Consider the following 18,439-nt stretch of genomic DNA (forward strand, 5'->3'; position numbering starts at 1 on the left):
CTTGCTGTGGGTCTGTCGACCCTTGCCGTGCTGATCATTGTCGGTCTTTCTTTATACGCGTGGCGGCTGTGGCGTGAGGTCAGGCGGCGGGAGGCTTTCCGCGTCGACGAGATAGCCCGGGCCAACCGTAACTGTGTCGAGAGCCTGGATGCCATTTCCAAGGCCATGATCGAACGACAGGTGGATCTGGTAGAGGGCGCGTTGCGCTGCAAGGTGCTGCTCGACATCATCGATAACCGCCTCGTAGAGCGCGATAGCTGGAGAGTCTTTGTCGATGTCCAGGGGCAGGCGGCGCATTTACGGACCCATGAGGCCCGACGTGAACTTTCGCCGCGCCAGCGTCACCGCGAAGATCTCGCCCGCGAAGCCATCGCGCGCGAGTACGAAGCGCGCCTGGATGCTGCCGCTGCCGAGTTGCAACGGTTCTGCCGCGAGTGGGATGTCTCCGGCATACGCGCCGGTATGAGTTGATCGTTTGTCAGGACGGGAGCCAATCGAGGAAAGATTGAGACTTCCGCTTGGCTTCATACGTCTTGCAGCGGTTAAAGGACGCTGTGACACGCCGTGAAATTCACGAACTTTTTTTCGATCCGCTTTGCCAATCTCCTAAATGATGCTAAAAAAGAACAGTGTTTCCCGACGCGGGTTTGCATCCCGGTGTGGAATCGACAATGCTGTTACGGAGCTGCAAAGAAAAGGGGACAATGGGAACATTGACCACTACTCGAATCGATGGAGCCATCATCGCGAGAGATTTTTCTTTGTCGTCGAGAGAAAGGAAAATCTTTCTCCTAACGAATTCGGCTTCTATACTCGAAGCCGCTGGGTAACGCCCGTTACGATTAGCGCTGTGTTAAGAAGGAGTCTTACATGAAAAAATCAACGACTGGTCTGCTGCTGGGTTCCGCTCTGGTAGTCGGCCTCTCCGGTTGTGCCAGTTCCGGCATGGAATCCACCGGCAGCTCTTCCGATCAGGCCTGGTATCAGTCGCCATTCGTCTGCGGCATTGCCGGCGGTTTGATTGGCGGCGGCCTGGGTTATGCAACCAGCGGCAGTTCCGACGAAGACACCGGTGCGGCAGTTGGCGGCGTGGCTGGTGCTACCGCCGGCGCTTTGCTGTGTGCCGACTATTCGTCTGACGTGATGGATAGCGACGGTGACGGCGTGCCCGACGATCGCGATCAGTGTCCGAATACGCCGGCAGGCGTTGCGGTTGACGCCGTTGGCTGCCCGCTCGACACCGACGGTGATGGCGTGCCGGACTACATGGATCAGTGCCCGGGTACTCCGGCTGGCGTTGAGGTGAACGCTCAGGGTTGTCCGCTGGACTCCGACGGTGACGGCGTACCGGACTACCAGGACCAGTGCCCGGATACTCCGGCCGGTGCCGAAGTCAACTCCCTGGGTTGTGAAGAAGACCTCGTCCTGCGCGACGTCAACTTCGAATTCGACTCCGCTCAGCTGACTCCGACTGCCGAGTCCATTCTGGATGACGTTTCCGAAAAGCTGATGGCTAACGATACGCTGCGTATCCGCCTTGAAGGCCACACCGACTCCATCGGGCCGGCGTCCTACAACAAGGAACTGTCGCAGCGTCGTGCGGACTCCGTCAAAGCCTATCTGGTCAGCAAGGGCTTCCCGGCGGAAAACATCACCACCATCGGTTACGGTGAAGAGCAGCCGGTCGCCAGCAACGATACCGCTGAAGGTCGCGCTCAGAACCGTCGCGTCGAACTGGGTGAGTGGGAATAACTTCTCTTTCACTGTCGATGTGATATCGAGGGCGCCTGCGGGCGCCCTCCGTCTTTGACGGGCCGCATGATATTGCGGCCCGTTTGCGTTTGGCCGTGCTGCCGCCCATCGCATTCGATGGTAAAGCGGTTTGTCCGCTGCTACGCTAGCGAGCCCACGATCGCCGCCCAGCGATGATCGTCATACCATGTCACGCCCTTGGCATGAGCCGGCCTGCCCGTATGCAGGTTGATCGCCAGGGCATGGCCCAGCTTCATCGATGTGTTCAAGTGATCCTTGGTGTGGACCACCACTGAACGTAAGGACATTTTCATGCCTATTGTGACGCTGCCTGATGGCAGTCAGAAAACTTTCGATAGCCCTTTGAGCGTGATGCAACTGGCCGAGTCGATCGGTCCCGGGCTTGCCAAGGCCTGCATCGCGGGAAAGATCGACGGGGTCGAAGTCGATGCTGCCGATCTCATCGAGCATGACGCCGAGGTTGCCATCCTGACCGCGCGCGATGACGCGGGGCTCGCGATCATTCGCCACTCCTGTGCCCATCTTTTGGGGCACGCAGTCAAGCAGCTCTACCCGTCGGCGAAGATGGCGATCGGTCCGGTAATCGAGGACGGTTTCTACTACGACATCGATTTCGGTGAGTCGATCTCGTCCGAGGATCTCGAGAAAATCGAGGCGCGGATGAAGGCATTGATCGACCAGGATTACGATGTCGTTCGCGAATACGTCGACAAGCAGCGGGCGCTGTCGACTTTCGTAGCGCGAAATGAGCCATACAAGCAGGAAATCGTCGAGGGTATTCCCGACGGCGAGACGATTCGTCTCTATCATCACCAGGAATACATCGACATGTGTCGTGGGCCTCATGTGCCCAATACGCGTCATCTCAAGGCTTTCAAGTTGACCAAGCTGGCCGGCGCCTACTGGCGCGGCGATTCGACCAAGCCGATGTTGACGCGCATCTATGGCACTGCATGGGCCGACAAAAAGGCCTTGAAAGCCTATCTGCAGCGGCTGGAAGAGGCGGAAAAGCGGGATCATCGCAAGCTGGCTCGTCGCTTCGATTTCTTCCACATGCAGGAGGAAGCCCCGGGGATGGTGTTCTGGCATCCTCGCGGCTGGACGCTGTGGCAAGTGGTCGAACAGTACATGCGGGGCGTCTACAAGCGCAGCGGATATCAGGAGATCAAGTGTCCGCAAGTGATGGACGTTTCGCTGTGGAAGAAGTCCGGACACTGGGACAACTACGCCGAGAACATGTTCTTCACCGAGTCGGAAAAACGCGAATACGCGCTCAAGCCGATGAATTGCCCGGGCCATGTCCAGGTATTCAATTCGGGGCTGCGCAGTTACCGCGAGTTGCCGATTCGCTATGGCGAGTTCGGCGGGTGTCACCGTAACGAACCCTCCGGGGCGCTGCATGGCATCATGCGTGTGCGTGCCTTCACGCAGGACGACGGCCATGTGTTCTGTACCGAAGAGCAGATCGAGCCGGAAGTGACGGCCTTTCATCGCCAGGCGCTGAAAGTGTACGGCGACTTCGGATTCGACGATATCGCGGTCAAGATCGCATTGCGTCCAGAGAAACGTCTGGGAAGTGACGAGACCTGGGATCGTGCCGAGGCTGCGCTGCGCGCCGCGCTGGGCAACTGCGACGTCGAGTGGGAAGAGTTGCCGGGCGAGGGAGCTTTCTATGGTCCCAAGATCGAGTACCACATGAAGGATTGTCTCGGTCGCGAGTGGCAGGTGGGTACCATGCAGGTCGATTTCATGATGCCCAGCCGCCTTGGCGCTCAATACGTGGCAGAGGATGGCTCGCGCCAGGTGCCGGTCATGCTGCACCGGGCGATCGTCGGATCCATGGAGCGCTTCGTCGGCATTTTGATCGAGCACTATGCCGGCGCCTTGCCGTTGTGGCTGTCTCCGGTACAGGCGGTCGTGCTCAATATCACGGATGCTCAGCGAGATTATGCCGAAAACCTCGTAAAACGCTTGCGGGAAGCGGGTTTCCGGGTGGAACCGGACTTGAGGAATGAGAAGATCGGCTTTAAAATCCGCGAGCATACGCTGCAGAAGATCCCTTATCTGCTGGTTGTCGGTGATAAGGAAGTCGAATCGGGTGCCGTTGCGGTGCGTACCCGGTCCGGCGAGGATCTTGGGTCGCTTTCTGTCGATGCGCTCATTACGCAGCTTCAGCAGGTGAATCAACAGGTTAACTGAGCAGCAACGTTAATCGCCAAACGGAGATCTAACGATCAAGCGTAATAATCAGCGCGGGCGCCCTCAGGAAAAGCGCGCGCCCATCAACGACCGTATTCGTGCAGACGAAGTTCGCCTCATCGATGCCGAGGGTGAGCAGGTGGGGGTTGTCCCCATGCGTGAGGCATTGGAACGCGCCGAGGAAGCCGGTATGGATCTGGTTCAGATTTCCAACGCCGATCCTATCGTCTGCAAAATCATGGATTACGGTAAGTTCCTCTTCGAGCAGAAGAAACAGAAGTCGGCTCAGAAGAAGAAGACCAAACAGATCCAGGTGAAGGAAGTCAAATTCCGACCTGGCACGGACGAGGGCGACTATCAGGTCAAGCTGAAGAACCTGATACGTTTCCTCGAAGGTGGCGACAAGGGTAAGGTCACGCTGCGTTTTCGCGGTCGCGAAATGGCACACCAGGACATCGGCCGCCGGCTGATGGAGCGGATTGCCGGCGATCTCGAGGAGCTGGCCACTGTCGAGTCCTTCCCGAAAATGGAAGGCCGTCAGATGATCATGATCCTTGCGCCCAAGAAGAAGTGATCCGCGGGCAAGTCGAACGGGGCGTGACGGGTTTCGAACCGGTTGCGCCCGGCCTCGGGTTTTCTAAAAAAAGCGGAGTGGAGTTTTTGACTCATGCCGAAAATCAAGAGTAACAGTGGCGCTGCCAAGCGCTTCAAGAAGACTGGCAATGGCTTCAAGCACAAGCAGTCTTTCCGTAGTCACATCCTGACCAAGAAGTCCACCAAGCGTAAGCGTCAATTGCGTGGCATGAAGCAGATCCACGCTGCCGACAAGCAGCTGGTCACCCGCATGCTGCCCAACCTCTGATCCTTGGTCATTCTTTAACGTCAGGAGAGTACTATGTCTCGCGTCAAGCGTGGTGTCGTCGCCCGTCGCCGTCACAAGAAAATCATGAAGCAGGCCAAGGGTTACTACGGAGCGCGTTCCCGCGTCTTCCGCGTAGCCAAACAGGCCGTCATCAAAGCCGGTCAGTATGCCTATCGCGACCGTCGTCAGCGTAAGCGCCAGTTCCGCGCTCTGTGGATCACGCGTATCAATGCTGCCGCACGCAACAACGGCATGTCATACAGCCGTTTCGTTGCTGGTCTGAAGAAGGCCGGCATCGAGATCGACCGCAAGGTGCTGGCCGACCTGGCCGTTCACGAGAAAGCTGCCTTTACGGCGCTCGTCGAGAAAGCCAAGGCTGCATAAGCCGGTCGTCCATTGCTCCATGCGGGCGTGGACTGCATGACCGATCCAGGGGAAGGGCAGCCGCTCTTCCCCTGTTTTTTTATCCCGCACCGCCGCGTCGTCCGTGACTGATGGCGCTGCGTAACGAACGACAAGCGGAGTTCGACGGATGGATCATCTTCCAGCCCTGGTCAATGAGGCGCGAGCGGCAATCGCCGCAGCCGAGGACGCCCAGGCCCTCGATCAGGTGCGTGTGCGCTTTCTGGGCAAGAAAGGCGAGATCACGGCGCTGCTCAAGGGGCTTGGCCAACTGGCCCCCGAGGAACGTCCGGCTGCCGGTGAGCGGATCAACCAGGCCAAGCAGGCGCTGCAGAGCGAGCTCGACGAACGCAAGCGGGTCATCGAGCAGGCCGCGATGCAAGCGCAGCTCGATGCCGAGCGCATCGACGTGACGTTGCCCGGGCGTGGTGAAGTCAACGGGGGCCTGCATCCGGTGACCAAGACGCTGGAGCGCATCGAGGCGCTGTTCCAGCACATCGGCTTCGAGGTCGCCGTCGGTCCCGAGATCGAAGACGATTTTCATAACTTCGAGGCGCTCAATATCCCCGCGCATCATCCGGCCAGGGGAATGGCGGACACCTTCTATTTCGATGCCACGCGGCTGTTGCGTACCCACACTTCGCCGGTTCAGGTGCGCACCATGCAGTCGCAGGAGCCGCCGATCCGGATCGTCTGCCCGGGACGGGTCTACCGTAGCGATTCCGACCTGACCCATACCCCGATGTTCCATCAGGTCGAGGGCCTGCTGGTCGACGAAGGCGTCAGTTTTGCCGACCTCAAGGGCACCATTGCGGACTTTCTGCAGGCGTTCTTCGAGCGCGACGATCTGGATGTGCGCTTCCGTCCGTCCTATTTCCCGTTCACCGAGCCATCGGCCGAGGTCGATATCCAGTGCGTCATGTGCCAGGGCGAAGGCTGTCGCGTCTGTTCCCACAGCGGCTGGCTCGAAGTCATGGGGTGCGGCATGGTGCATCCCGAGGTGTTCCGTCATTCCGGCGTGGATGCCGAGCGCTATACCGGTTTCGCCTTCGGCATGGGCGCGGAGCGTCTGGCGATGCTGCGTTATGGCGTCAACGATCTGCGCCTGTTCTTCGACAACGATCTGCGTTTCCTGCGCCAGTTCAACTGAGCCCACCGCCCAAGGAGTATCGAGATGAAGTTTTCCGAAGCGTGGCTGCGCGAGTGGGTTTCTCCAGAACTCGGCACGCAAGCACTGGCCGACGCCATCACCATGGCGGGACTCGAGGTCGATGCGGTCGAGCCGGTCGGGGCCGAGTTCCAGGGCGTGGTCGTGGCCGAGGTGATTGCCAGGACGCCGCACCCGGATGCCGACAAGCTCAACGTCTGTCAGGTCGAGGACGGTAGCGGCGAATCCGTACAGGTCGTCTGCGGTGCCCCCAACGTCGACGTCGGTCAGAAGGTCCCGTTCGCGCGCGTCGGCGCGGTGCTGCCCGAGAATTTCAAGATCAAGAAAGCCAAGCTGCGCGGCGTCGAGTCTCGCGGCATGATCTGTTCCGCTTCCGAGCTGGGGCTAGAGGAAGGGCGTTCGGAAGGCATCTACGTGCTGCCCGCCGATGCGCCGGTCGGCGAAGACTTGCGCACCTGGCTGCAACTCGACGATCGCACTATCGAGGTGGATCTGACCCCGAACCGTGGCGACTGTCTCAGCCTGCGCGGCGTTGCGCGGGAAGTCGGTGTGCTGACGCGGGAGACGGTCAGCGCTCCGGCTGCGTCGCCGGTCGCCGCGCGGATCGAGGAGAGCTTTCCGGTCACGGTCTCCGTTGCCGAGCAGTGCCCGCGTTATTTGGGACGGGTGCTCAGGGACGTCGACCTGAGCGTTGCCACGCCGCTGTGGATGGTCGAGAAGCTGCGCCGCAGCGGTATCCGTAGCATCGATCCGGCGGTCGACGTCACCAACTACGTGATGCTCGAGCTGGGCCAGCCGATGCACGCCTTCGATCTCGAGCGTCTGGAGGGCGGCATCGAGGTGCGTCTGGCGCGCACCGGCGAGACGTTGACGCTGCTCGACGGCCAGACGGTGGATCTCGACGACCGGACGCTGGTGATCGCCGACGGTAACGGGCCGCTGGCGATTGCCGGTGTCATGGGAGGCGAGCTCTCCGGCGTGAGTCGCCAGACACGCCATCTGTTCCTCGAGGCGGCCTTCTTCACGCCGCTGGCGGTGGCTGGCAAGGCGCGGGATTACGGCCTTCATACCGATGCCTCTCATCGTTTCGAGCGCGGCGTCGACCCGGCACTGACGGCAGTAGCGATGGAGCGTGCCACCGAACTGTTGATGGCGATCGTCGGTGGCACCCCCGGCCCGGTGATCGAGGCGGGGGATCCCGATCTCGCCTTCGCCGGTGCCGAGGTGGCGTTGCGGCGTAGTCGCCTGGACGCCTGCCTCGGCATGGCGCTGCCGAGCGACGAGATCGAGGACATCCTGAATCGGCTCGGCATGACGGTGACCGCTTCCGCCGAGGGTTGGCTGGTCAAGACGCCGAGCTGGCGCTTCGACATCGCCATCGAAGAGGACCTGATCGAGGAGCTGGCCCGGATTCACGGCTACAACCGCTTGCCGGTGCGTCGTCCGCTGGCGCGCCTCGGGCTGACGGCGGATGACGAAGCGACGCAACCATTGCGTCGCCTGCGTCGGCACATGGTCTCGCGTGGCTATCAGGAAGCGATCACCTACAGTTTCGTTTCGCCGGAGCTACAGGCGCTGCTGACCCCAGGTGGTGTGTCGCCTGCGCTGGCCAATCCGATTTCCAGCGACATGTCGGTAATGCGCCATAGCCTGTTCCCCGGGCTGCTCAAGGCGCTCATGCACAATCTCAACCGCCAGCAGCAGCGCGTGAGACTGTTCGAGACCGGCCTGGTGTTCCAGGGCGAACTCGACGCGCTGAAGCAGACCCCGATGTTCGGTGGCCTGGTATGCGGCCCCCGGGATGTCGAGGGCTGGGCGTCGCGGCGCGAGAACGTCGACTTCTTCGATCTCAAGGGCGATCTGGAGAGCCTGTTGGCGTTGAGCGGTAGTCGCGACGAGTGGCAGTTCGAGGCCGAGACGCATCCGGCGCTGCATCCGGGGCGGACCGCGCGCCTCTATCGCAACGGCGAAGCGGTCGGCTGGATGGGCGCGTTGCACCCGGCAGTGCGCTCGCAACTCGGGATCAAGCCCGACGTCTACGTGTTCGAGGTCACCCAGGCGTCGGTGACGCATGGCGCGATCCCCCGGTTCAAGCCGCTGTCGCGTTATCCCGAGGTGCGCCGCGACCTGGCCTTCGTGGTCGAGGCGGGCGTCGGTGTGGCGCCGCTGCTCGATGCGATTCGTCGGCGCGCCGGCGAGTGGCTGACCCAGTGGCAACTGTTCGACGTCTACCAGGGCAAGGGCGTTGCCGATGGTCACAAGAGCATCGCCTTGGGCTTGACCTGGCAGCATCCTTCGCGCACTCTCAACGACGAGGAAATCAATCAGTTAATTGCAGCCGTGGTCGAAGAGGCCGAGTCTCGTTTCGGTGCCGTGCTGCGAAGTTGATTTGTCATATCGTTGATCTGTCGTCCTGTGCGAAGGAGCGATCATGGGAGCGCTGACGAAAGCTGAGCTGGCGGAGCATCTCCACACGGAACTGGGTTTTTCCAAACGTGAAGCCAAGTACATGGTGGAAACGTTCTTCGAGGAAATTCGCGGCTGTCTGCGTGAAAACGAGCAGGTGAAACTGTCCGGTTTCGGCAACTTCGATCTGCGCGACAAGCGCGAACGCCCGGGACGCAACCCCAAGACGGGGGAAGAGATTCCGATTTCCGCCCGTCGCGTGGTGACATTCCGTCCCGGCCAGAAGTTGAAGGCCAAGGTCGAGAGTTTCGACGGAGAGTTGCAGCAGGACTGAAGCACTTCCATGGCTCGACGAACCGCCTGTCAGCGCCCCAACTGGCAGGCGGTTTTTGCATTACATCCATTATTGACTGAACCGTTATGCCCAAATTGAAGATCTACGTTGGTACCGTCTACGGTGGAGCACTCGATGTGGCGGAGCAGGTCGCGCCGCTGTTCGAGCAGGCAGGCTTCGAGGTCGCGGTGATCGAGCAGCCCGCCATTGGCGACCTGATCGATGACATGCCCGATCTCGCGCTGTTCTGCGTGTCGACGACCGGTAGCGGGAATTTTCCGGGCGATTTCGTACCGTTCGTCCGTGAACTGAAAGCGCGAACGCCGAGCCTGACCGCGCTGCGTTATGGCTTGATCGCACTGGGGGACAGCTCTTACGGGGATACCTTCTGCGGTTCGGGCAGGGCGCTTGACGAGATCCTCGCCGATCTCGGCGCTCAGCGACTCGGCGAGCGCCTGGAGATCGACGCCATGGAAACCTTCATGGCCGACGACGCGGCGCTGCCCTGGGCCGAGGAGTGGATCGAGGCACAAGGGTTGCGTGCATGAGCGAGCGCGAGTCGCCATCGGCGCGTGCCCTGACCGCGACCCGCTGGAGTACCTTGTTCGGGTTGTGGATCGTGATGCTGGTATCGTTGCCGCGCTACTGGTTCATGTACGACGTGACCCGTTTGACGTTGCTGGGGGCGCTACTCGTTGCCGTCGCCGTGGCGCTGTTTGGCTTCTGGCGAATGATGGCCACGCCGCAACGCGAGCGTTGTCCCGGTGCCTTGAAACATTTGGGCGGCTGTCTGCTGGCGGGTTGGGTTCTGATTGGCCTGTGGCATTGGCTCGATGCCGCCGGCGACCATTGGGCCATCATCGTCTCTCAGGGCGCGGCGCTGGGATTGCTGGTTCATGTGGTGTTGCGAATCTGGCGGCGGCGTCGCTGAAGTCACACAAATCCCGCGGCGGGCCCCGGCTCGCCGCGGTTTTGCCGACTCGTACCTTTACTAGCCCAGGGTGTAGCAGGGCACGTATTCGCTACCCGGCAGTTTCATGCGGCCCTGGGCGACGAACGAGGTCAGAAGTTCATCCAGGCGGGCCATGAGTTCGGGTTCGGCATGCAGTCGGAACGGTCCGCGTGCCGCGATCGCCCGCACGCCGGGTTCCTTGACATTGCCGGCAACGATGCCGGAGAACGCGCGGCGCAGATTGGTGGCGAGTTCGTGCCGTGGCTGGTCGTGATGCAACGCCAGCGCGGCCATCGCCTCGTGGGTCGGTTCGAAAGGCAGCTGGAAGCCGCGTTCGATGGTCAGGCGCCAATTGAAGTAGAAGGCGTCGTTCTGCTCGCGCCGGAATTCGGCCACCTCGCGGATGCCATCGCGCATCCGGCGCGCGACGGTGACGGGGTCGTCGATCACGATACGATAATGGCGCCGGACTTCCTCGCCGAGGGTATAGCGCAGGAACTCGTCGATGCGCTGGAAGTAGTCGCGTGCGCTCTCCGGGCCGGTGAAGATGACCGGAAAGGGGATCTCGCGATTGTTGGGATGTATCAGGATGCCCAGCAGGTAGAGGATTTCCTCGGCCGTGCCCACGCCGCCCGGAAACACCACGATGCCGTGTCCGATGCGCACGAAGGCCTCGAGACGTTTCTCGATGTCCGGCATGATGACCAGTTCGTTGACGATCGGATTGGGCGACTCGGCGGCGATGATGCCGGGCTCGGAAATGCCCAGATAACGATTGTCGCGACGGCGTTGCTTGGTATGGGCGAGATTGGCCCCTTTCATCGGCCCCTTCATCGCGCCCGGGCCGCAGCCGGTGCAGATATCCAGTCCGCGCAGCCCCATGTGGTAGCCCACCGTCTTGGTGTAGTCGTACTCTTCGCGGGTGATGGAATGACCGCCCCAGCACACCACCATGCTCGGCTCCTGGGCGGTGCGCAGAGTGCTTGCATTGCGCAGGATGTGAAAGACCGCGTTGGTAGCACCTTCGTTGGTGTCGAGATCGAACTTGGGATTGTTCTGGATCTCGTTGTAGACGTAGACGATATCGCGCAGGACAGCCGATAACTGTTCGCGCACGCCGCGGATCATGCGGCCATCGACGAAAGCGCAAGCGGGGGCATTGGTGAGCTTCAGCCGGATGCCGCGATCCTGCTGCAGGACTTCGATCTCGAAGTCCTTGTAGGCTTCCATTACCGCCAGGCCGTCGTCGGTCGGCGTATCGCAGTTGAGTATTGCCAGCGCACAGCGTCGCAGCAGATCGTGGAGACCGCTGCCCGACGTGTCGCGCAGCCGGTTGACTTCGGATTGAGACAATACCTCGAGGCTGCCCTCGGGGGAGACGATGGTCGATAGCGTCTCAGGCATGACGACATCCTCACGCAAAGGAAATTCGGAAATCAGTGGCCGGTACGGGCGACGGCGGTTCGCCAGAGCGCCGCGATCTGTTCGCGATCGGCCTCGCTCATGTTGTCTTGGGCAAAGGTGCTCTCGAGCCACTGCCAATAGGTTGCATCGAAATCTTCGGCTACGACGTCGGCGGGGTCGTATTCGGCCATTTCCTGGACCAGGCCGATCTGGGGGATCATGTAGCCCAAGGCGAAGAGCTCGCTTTCGTCGGCGTTCTCTTCCATGGTCAGCAGGGTTCGCTGCACGGCTTTGGCGCGCTGCGCGAAAGGGTCAGACATAAGATCAACGTATCCTGGGTGAAAAGCCTTCCAATGCTAACATGGGCGCCAAGGGGCTTGTTGACGTTTCAGTCGTGAACCGCGGTTGTCGCCCCGTGACGCACCCGGCGGCAATTGCTATCAGGTTGGCCGCGCCAGCCAATGCGCTATCGGCCATAAATTGGTATGATTGGAACGACCCAAGGCCACAATGAAGCGTTATCCACGCTGGCCCCGATACACGCTGGTGCCGGTCGGCGAGCCGTTGTGATGCGTTTTGATTGCCGCAAAGCGTGAGTGACCCGCGTTCTCCATGTTCAACGCCCAGTATTTTCGTACCTACATGATGCTCGTCGAGACGGGCAGTTTTACCCAGACCGCGCGCAAGCTCGACATGACGCAACCGGGCGTGAGTCAGCATGTGCGCAAACTCGAGGAGTATCTCGGTCGCTCGCTGCTCAATCGGCACGGTCGCAAGTTCTCGCTCACCGACGCCGGACGGCGCGCCTACGACTATGCGGTGAAGCTGTTCGCCGAACACGAGCATTTTCGACATTCGCTGGACGATGACTCGCCCGACAGCGGCGAGTGCCGTATCGCCTCGCCGGGCAGTGTCGGGCTGATGTTCTATCCGTTTCTGCTTGGCTACCAACAGATGCACCCCGGTCTCACGGTCAACTACAGTTTCGCCTTCAACCACGAGATCGCCGAAGATGTCGTTGCCGGGCGCTATGACGTGGGAATCGTCACCGAAATCAGCAAATACCCGGACCTCAGCTACGAGGCCTGGCATCAGGAGCCACTGTGCTTGGTCGTGCCGGCCGATTTCTCCGGTACCAGCTTCAGTGAGCTGTTGGCGTTGGGCTTCGTCAACTACACCGACGGCAACACCAACGCGACTCTGCTGCTGCGCAGCAACTTCGCCGGCGAGTTTCGCAGCATGACGCACTTCCCGCGCCAGGGTTTCACCAACGAGGTGGGCCAGGTGCTGGATGCCGTCGCGCGCGGGCTCGGTTTTACCGTGGTACCCAGGCCAGTGCTCGAGACATCGCCGTGGCAGCGTCAGGTCAAGGAGTTGTCGCTGTCCCAGCCGGTCTACGAGACGCTGCATCTGGTCTCGCGTTCCGACGTCGAGCTTCCCAAGCGCTATCGCCAGTTGCTCGACTCCTTCCGCCAGCAGCGGCTCAGCTCACTGTATGGCTACAGCGAGTTGCCGTCTCTCGAACACGCTTGAAGGACGGGCGATAACAAGAAAACGCATTGCCAAACGACACCGGCCACTCATCGAGCGGCCGGTGTCGTGAGTCGATGGTGCCTCAGGAAGCGTCCCGATAGGCGTCGATCGGTGGGCAGCTGCAGATCAGGTTGCGATCGCCGAAGACGTTGTCGACACGATTGACCGCCGGCCAGTACTTGGCTTCGCGCACCGCCTGGGTCGGGAAGGCGGCGAGATCGCGGGAGTAGGGGCGTTCCCAGTCCTCCGCGGTGACATCGGCCATGGTATGCGGTGCCAGTACCAGCGGGTTGGCATCCTTCGGCCACTCGCCGGTCTCGACCCGGGCGATCTCCGCGCGGATCGCGATCATTGCGTCGCAGAAGCGGTCCAGTTCGTAGCGCGATTCGGACTCCGTCGGTTCGACCATCAGTGTGCCCGGCACCGGGAAGGACATCGTCGGCGCGTGGAAGCCATAGTCCATCAGGCGCTTGGCGATATCCTCCTCGCTGATGCCGGAAGCGGCTTTCAGTGGGCGGATATCGAGAATGCACTCATGAGCCACCGTGCCGTTGGCGCCCTGGTAGAGAACCGGGTAGTGATCCGCCAGCCGTTTGGCGATGTAGTTGGCATTGAGGATCGCCAACTCGGTTGCCTCGCGTAGTCCGCGGGCGCCCATCATCTTGATGTAGGCCCACGAGATCGGCAGGATCGAGGCGCTGCCGAAGGCCGCCGCCGACACCGCGCCGGAAGCCTTGTCGATACCTTCCTGCGGCGTCACGACGTGGTTGGGCAGATGGGCCGCCAGGTGCGCCTTGACGCCGATCGGACCCATGCCGGGACCGCCACCGCCATGCGGAATGCAGAAGGTCTTGTGCAGGTTGAGGTGCGAGACGTCGCCGCCGTAGTCGCCCGGACGGCAGAGACCGACCTGGGCGTTCATGTTGGCGCCATCGATGTAGACCTGGCCACCGTGGTCGTGAACGATCCGGCAGGCATCGCGGATGTTTTCCTCGAATACGCCGTGGGTCGACGGATAGGTCAGCATGATCGCGGACAGATTGTCGCGGTGTTTCGTCGCCTTGGCTTCGAGATCCTCGATATCGATGTTGCCGTCGCGATCGCACTCCACCACCACGACCTGCATCTGCGCCATCGCCGCGGAGGCCGGGTTGGTGCCGTGGGCCGAGCTCGGGATCAGGCAGATGTCGCGATGCCCCTCGCCAACGGCTGCCTGGTAGCGACGAATCGCGACCAGGCCGGCGTACTCGCCCTGGGCGCCGGAATTGGGCTGCATGGAGATGGCATCGTAACCGGTGATCTCGATCAGGAAATCGCTCAGTTCGGTGATCATCTGGCGATAGCCGGCGACCTGCTCCTGGGGCGCGAACGGATGGATGTTGGCGAACTCCGGCCAGGTGATCGGGATCATCTCGCTGGTCGCGTTCAGCTTCATGGTGCAGGAGCCGAGCGGAATCATCGCATGAGTCAATGACAGATCGCGATTCTCCAGGCGCTTGAGATAGCGCAGCATCTCGGTCTCGCTGCGGAAACGCTGAAAGTTGGGGTGGGTCAGAAAATCGCTGTCGCGACGACAAGCCGCCGGAATACCGCTGGTATTTTGAGCGATCGCCTGGCGGTCGAGTTCGCTGACGGAGAGGCCGTGCTCCTCGCCGATCAGCACGTCGAACAGTTCCGCCAGATCGGCGGCGGTGGTGGTCTCGTTGAGGCTGACACCGACTTCGCCGTCGACGGGATAACGCAGATTGATCTCGCGCGTCAGTGCACGGCCCTGAATGCGGTGGGTGTCGACGCCGGTCAACGTCAGAGTGTCGAACCAGTCGTCGTGCTTGAGCGCAATGCCATGCTGCTTCAGACCCAGGGCGAGCAGGGTGGTGAGACGGTGAATTCGCCCGGCGATGGTCTTCAGACCCTCGGCGCCATGATAGGCGGCATAGAAGCCGGCGATATTGGCCAGCAGCGCCTGGGCGGTACAGATATTGGACGTCGCCTTTTCGCGGCGGATGTGCTGCTCGCGGGTCTGCATTGCCATGCGCAACGCCGGGCGGCCGCGGCTGTCCTTGGAAACGCCGATCACGCGCCCCGGCAGTGAGCGCTTGAGAGCCTCGCTGGTGGCGAAGAAGGCGGCATGGGGGCCGCCATAGCCCATCGGCACGCCGAAACGCTGGGAATTGCCGAGCACGATGTCGGCGCCCATCTCGCCGGGCGCCTTGAGCAGCACCAGACTCATCAGATCGGCGGCCACGCAGGTCATGATCTGGCGCGAATGGGCCTCGGCGATCACGCTCTCGATATCGCCAATGCCACCGTCGACGCCAGGATATTGCAGCAGTGCGCCGAAGACGTCCTCCCGGGCGAGCTGGGCGGCAGGGGCGACGACCAGCTCGAAGCCGAGGTAGGCCGCTCGGGTGCGCAGCACATCCAATGTCTGCGGCAATACATCGGCGGCGACGAAGAAGCGCTGACTCTTGTGCTTCTTGTTCGCCCGTCGGCACAGAGCCATGGCCTCGGCGGCTGCGGTCGCCTCGTCGAGCAACGAGGCGTTGGCGATCGCCATGCCGGTGAGATCCATCACCATCTGCTGGAAATTGAGCAGGCCTTCCAGACGACCTTGGGCGATCTCCGGCTGATAGGGCGTATAAGCGGTGTACCAGCCCGGGTTTTCCAGCACGTTGCGCTGAATCACGGCGGGCAGGTGAGTCGGATAATAGCCCTGACCGATATAGCTCTTGAAGACTTTGTTCTGACGCGCCAGCCCGCGCAGATAATCCAGCGCCTCCGATTCACCGCGCGGACCGTCGAGCGCCAGTTCACCGTCGAGCCGAATGCCCCTGGGTATGGTGCGTTCGATCAATGTCTCGAGCGACGTCATGTCGAGTGCCTTGAGCATCTCGACGACATCGCCGTGGCTCGGTCCATTGTGACGCTTGAGAAAGTCGTCGTGATTGGCCAGCTCGGCCAGTGTGCGGGTGTCGGTAGGCATAATCAATCCAGCGAGATCAGCAATGGCAATAGGCAGCCATTCGATGGCGGAACCATCGAATGACCGAATCGACGAATGGGTCCCGGTCGCGCTAAGCGATCAGTCGTCCTGGTCTTCCTCGGCGGCCACCAGGTCCGCGTATGCCTCGGCCGACAGTAGCGACTCGAGATCTCCCTGGTCGGCCAGCTTCAGCTTGAGAATCCAGCCGTCGCCGTAGGGGGAGTCGTTGACGGTCTCGGGTGCGTCCTCCAAAGCCTCGTTGACCTCGATCACTTCGCCAGCCAGCGGAGCATAGAGGTCGGACGCGGCCTTGACCGATTCGATCACGCCGAATTCGTCGCCGGCGTCCAATTCACGCCCAGCTTCGGGGAGCTCGACGAAAACCACGTCGCCCAGGGCTTCCTGAGCATGATCGGTAATACCGACCGTGACGCTGCCGTCGCCGTTGTCGAGTACCCACTCGTGGCTATCGCTATAGAGCAGATTGTCAGGGATTTCGCTCATGATGTTTCCTATACGAAACGTTTTTCGGCTGAGAGATTCTGGTGAGCATTATGCACGAATGTTTCGTCGATTGGCATAGTCTCACGCTCATCTTCCGCGACATGCGGCGGATGACGATACTAGATTGGGCATAGATTACGGTGACGTCCAGTGGTGTCAGGTCGAGGAGCGGAGATTCCCGCACCCGTGGCATGGGCGGATGGCTTCGATCACCCTCGTCCGCCATTGCTGGACGGCTGCGGTCGTCCGGGCCGCTACGACATCGCATACGTCCAGAAAGCGGAGTTGCGAATGGCTGTGTTTCTTATTGGAAACAAATTTTCTTTCCGCTAAGGTGGCGACTATGCGGGCGCCGGTTCATGCCATGGAATGCATGGATGCTTTGGGCTAATTGTGAATGCGTAGTCGAATCTTCTATCGTTGCTGCGCTTTTCAAGGGGGATGGCACTATGGTGGCCGGGAATAAAACCGAAAGCGCCATGTGGCAACAACAACACGACAAGGGAGTTCGACGTGGACCTACTCAATAGCGTCTTCAATGCCATCAACGGTGTGGTCTGGGGACCACTGATGCTGATTCTGCTGTTCGGTGTCGGTATCTATTTGCAGTTGGGCCTCAAATTGATGCCGCTTCGTAAGCTTGGCCTGGGCTTCAGCCTGCTATGGCAGGGTCGCAATAGCGATTCCGAGTCGCGTGAAGAGGGAGAAATCTCTCCTTTCAATGCGTTGATGACGGCACTTTCCGCGACCATCGGCACCGGCAACATCGCCGGTGTGGCTACCGCGATCGCGCTCGGCGGGCCCGGCGCCGTATTCTGGATGTGGTTGACGGCGTTGATCGGCATGGCGACCAAATTCGCCGAGGCCGTGCTCGCGGTGCGCTATCGCCAGACCGACTCCCACGGAGACCATGTCGGCGGTCCGATGTACTACATCCGCAACGGCCTGGGGCGGCGCTGGGCGTGGCTCGGCGGACTGTTCGCCTTCTTCGGGGCGGTGGCGGCATTCGGCATCGGTAACACCGTGCAGTCCAATTCGGTGGCGGATGCCCTGACGACCTCGTTCGGCGTGCCGGCTTGGCTGACCGGTTTGGTCATCATGATTCTGGCGGGCGCGGTCATCATTGGCGGGATCAAGCGTATTTCGCAGGTTGCGGGCAAGCTGGTTCCGCTGATGGCGGTTGCCTACTTCGTCTCGGGCGCCATCGTGCTGGTGATCAATGTCGATCAGATCGGCGCTGCCCTGGGCACGATCTTCACGCATGCGTTTCAGCCGATCGCCGCCAGCGGGGGCTTTGCCGGTGCCGCCGTGGCCGCGGCGATTCGCTTCGGTGTCGCTCGTGGCATCTTTTCCAACGAAGCGGGGCTTGGCAGCGCGCCGATCGCCCACGCCGCCGCGCAGACACGCAACCCGGTGCGCCAGGGGCTGATTGCGATGTTAGGCACGTTCATCGACACCATCGTGGTTTGTACTATCACAGCGCTGGTGATTCTGACCTCGACCCAATGGCTCGATGGAGAGAGCGGCGCGGCGCTGACATCGCTGTCGTTCGACAGCGCGCTGCCCGGCATCGGCCAGCACGTGGTGGCGATCGCGCTGGCGGTTTTCGCTTTCACCACCATATTGGGCTGGTCGTTCTATGGAGAGAAGTGCTTCCAGTATCTCTTCGGTGATCGGGCGATCCTGCTCTACCGCATTCTCTTCGTGCTGGCGGTGCCGGTCGGTGCCATGGCCAAGCTCGATTTCATCTGGCTGGTGGCGGATACCTTCAACGCCATGATGGCCATTCCCAACCTGATTGCGCTGGCACTGCTGTCGCCGGTGGTATTCAAGCTCACTCGTGATCACTTCGCCGGCAAGACGGTGCTACCCGGCGAATCGCTGGATCACCGTGAGTGAGAGGCGTAGCTTTCTCGTAT

18 protein-coding genes are annotated in these 18,439 nt (G+C 61.2%); 13 read left to right on the forward strand and 5 right to left on the reverse strand.

Annotated features, from left to right (window positions below; genetic code table 11):
• Nucleotides 1–27 precede the first annotated feature (27 nt).
• Nucleotides 28–471, forward strand: a complete 444-nt coding sequence (locus tag DOM57_RS02385) for a DUF2489 domain-containing protein (protein ID WP_239496090.1) — start codon at nucleotides 28–30, stop codon at nucleotides 469–471.
• Between the two features lie 399 nt (nucleotides 472–870).
• The gene (locus tag DOM57_RS02390; protein ID WP_110647623.1) at nucleotides 871–1,752 is read left to right on the forward strand and encodes an OmpA family protein; all 882 of its coding nucleotides are present in this window, start codon (nucleotides 871–873) and stop codon (nucleotides 1,750–1,752) included.
• A gap of 140 nt (nucleotides 1,753–1,892) precedes the next feature.
• Here the strand turns inward: DOM57_RS02390 and DOM57_RS21700 are convergent, their stop codons facing one another.
• Nucleotides 1,893–2,060: a hypothetical protein gene (locus tag DOM57_RS21700; RefSeq protein WP_162619426.1), complete on the reverse strand. Its 168-nt coding sequence runs from the start codon at nucleotides 2,058–2,060 to the stop codon at nucleotides 1,893–1,895.
• A 4-nt stretch (nucleotides 2,061–2,064) separates the two neighbouring features.
• Here DOM57_RS21700 and thrS point away from each other — a divergent pair, with 4 nt between their 5' ends.
• The 9 genes from thrS (at nucleotide 2,065) to DOM57_RS02435 (ending at nucleotide 10,075) form a co-directional block, all read left to right on the forward strand.
• Nucleotides 2,065–3,972 (forward strand): threonine--tRNA ligase, encoded by a 1,908-nt coding sequence (thrS, locus tag DOM57_RS02395; RefSeq protein WP_110647624.1) that lies wholly within the window; start codon nucleotides 2,065–2,067, stop codon nucleotides 3,970–3,972.
• Nucleotides 3,973–4,006: 34 nt separating this feature from the next.
• Nucleotides 4,007–4,546 carry a translation initiation factor IF-3 gene (gene infC / locus DOM57_RS02400; RefSeq protein ID WP_110647625.1) on the forward strand — a complete coding sequence of 180 codons (540 nt, stop codon included), beginning with the start codon at nucleotides 4,007–4,009 and terminating at the stop codon, nucleotides 4,544–4,546.
• Nucleotides 4,547–4,639: 93 nt separating this feature from the next.
• Nucleotides 4,640–4,834 carry a 50S ribosomal protein L35 gene (gene rpmI / locus DOM57_RS02405; RefSeq protein WP_110647626.1) on the forward strand — a complete coding sequence of 65 codons (195 nt, stop codon included), beginning with the start codon at nucleotides 4,640–4,642 and terminating at the stop codon, nucleotides 4,832–4,834.
• Between the two features lie 33 nt (nucleotides 4,835–4,867).
• Nucleotides 4,868–5,218 (forward strand): 50S ribosomal protein L20, encoded by a 351-nt coding sequence (rplT, locus tag DOM57_RS02410; protein ID WP_110647627.1) that lies wholly within the window; start codon nucleotides 4,868–4,870, stop codon nucleotides 5,216–5,218.
• 148 nt (nucleotides 5,219–5,366) lie between these two features.
• Nucleotides 5,367–6,386 carry a phenylalanine--tRNA ligase subunit alpha gene (pheS, locus tag DOM57_RS02415; protein ID WP_110647628.1) on the forward strand — a complete coding sequence of 340 codons (1,020 nt, stop codon included), beginning with the start codon at nucleotides 5,367–5,369 and terminating at the stop codon, nucleotides 6,384–6,386.
• Between the two features lie 24 nt (nucleotides 6,387–6,410).
• On the forward strand, nucleotides 6,411–8,792 hold the full coding sequence (gene pheT, locus DOM57_RS02420; RefSeq protein ID WP_110647629.1) for a phenylalanine--tRNA ligase subunit beta: 2,382 nt from the start codon (nucleotides 6,411–6,413) through the stop codon (nucleotides 8,790–8,792).
• Between the two features lie 43 nt (nucleotides 8,793–8,835).
• Entirely contained in the window at nucleotides 8,836–9,144 is a 309-nt protein-coding gene (gene ihfA / locus DOM57_RS02425) for an integration host factor subunit alpha (protein WP_110647630.1), read from the forward strand.
• Nucleotides 9,145–9,230: 86 nt separating this feature from the next.
• A complete protein-coding gene (locus DOM57_RS02430) occupies nucleotides 9,231–9,692 on the forward strand; it encodes a flavodoxin domain-containing protein (protein WP_110647631.1) in 462 nt (153 codons plus the stop codon).
• The gene (locus DOM57_RS02435; RefSeq protein WP_110647632.1) at nucleotides 9,689–10,075 is read left to right on the forward strand and encodes a hypothetical protein; all 387 of its coding nucleotides are present in this window, start codon (nucleotides 9,689–9,691) and stop codon (nucleotides 10,073–10,075) included. Before DOM57_RS02430 ends, DOM57_RS02435 begins: the two co-directional genes overlap by 4 nt.
• Nucleotides 10,076–10,135: 60 nt before the next feature.
• On the opposite strand, the gene ppnN is transcribed toward DOM57_RS02435, so the two are convergent.
• Nucleotides 10,136–11,500, reverse strand: a complete 1,365-nt coding sequence (gene ppnN / locus DOM57_RS02440; protein WP_110647633.1) for a nucleotide 5'-monophosphate nucleosidase PpnN — start codon at nucleotides 11,498–11,500, stop codon at nucleotides 10,136–10,138.
• Between the two features lie 32 nt (nucleotides 11,501–11,532).
• Nucleotides 11,533–11,820: a YfcL family protein gene (locus tag DOM57_RS02445; protein WP_110647634.1), complete on the reverse strand. Its 288-nt coding sequence runs from the start codon at nucleotides 11,818–11,820 to the stop codon at nucleotides 11,533–11,535.
• Nucleotides 11,821–12,112: 292 nt separating this feature from the next.
• Here DOM57_RS02445 and DOM57_RS02450 point away from each other — a divergent pair, with 292 nt between their 5' ends.
• On the forward strand, nucleotides 12,113–13,033 hold the full coding sequence (locus tag DOM57_RS02450; protein WP_110647635.1) for a LysR family transcriptional regulator: 921 nt from the start codon (nucleotides 12,113–12,115) through the stop codon (nucleotides 13,031–13,033).
• An 82-nt stretch (nucleotides 13,034–13,115) separates the two neighbouring features.
• On the opposite strand, the gene gcvP is transcribed toward DOM57_RS02450, so the two are convergent.
• Nucleotides 13,116–16,016, reverse strand: coding sequence for an aminomethyl-transferring glycine dehydrogenase (gcvP, locus tag DOM57_RS02455; protein WP_110647636.1), 2,901 nt, complete (start codon nucleotides 16,014–16,016; stop codon nucleotides 13,116–13,118).
• A gap of 99 nt (nucleotides 16,017–16,115) precedes the next feature.
• Nucleotides 16,116–16,520 carry a glycine cleavage system protein GcvH gene (gene gcvH, locus DOM57_RS02460; RefSeq protein ID WP_110647637.1) on the reverse strand — a complete coding sequence of 135 codons (405 nt, stop codon included), beginning with the start codon at nucleotides 16,518–16,520 and terminating at the stop codon, nucleotides 16,116–16,118.
• Nucleotides 16,521–17,090: 570 nt separating this feature from the next.
• On the opposite strand from gcvH, the gene DOM57_RS02465 reads away from it, so the two are divergent.
• On the forward strand, nucleotides 17,091–18,419 hold the full coding sequence (locus DOM57_RS02465; RefSeq protein WP_420820212.1) for an alanine/glycine:cation symporter family protein: 1,329 nt from the start codon (nucleotides 17,091–17,093) through the stop codon (nucleotides 18,417–18,419).
• Nucleotides 18,420–18,439 lie beyond the last annotated feature (20 nt).

Origin of the sequence: Salinicola peritrichatus, from assembly GCF_003206715.1 — a bacterium.
GTDB lineage: Bacteria > Pseudomonadota > Gammaproteobacteria > Pseudomonadales > Halomonadaceae > Salinicola > Salinicola peritrichatus.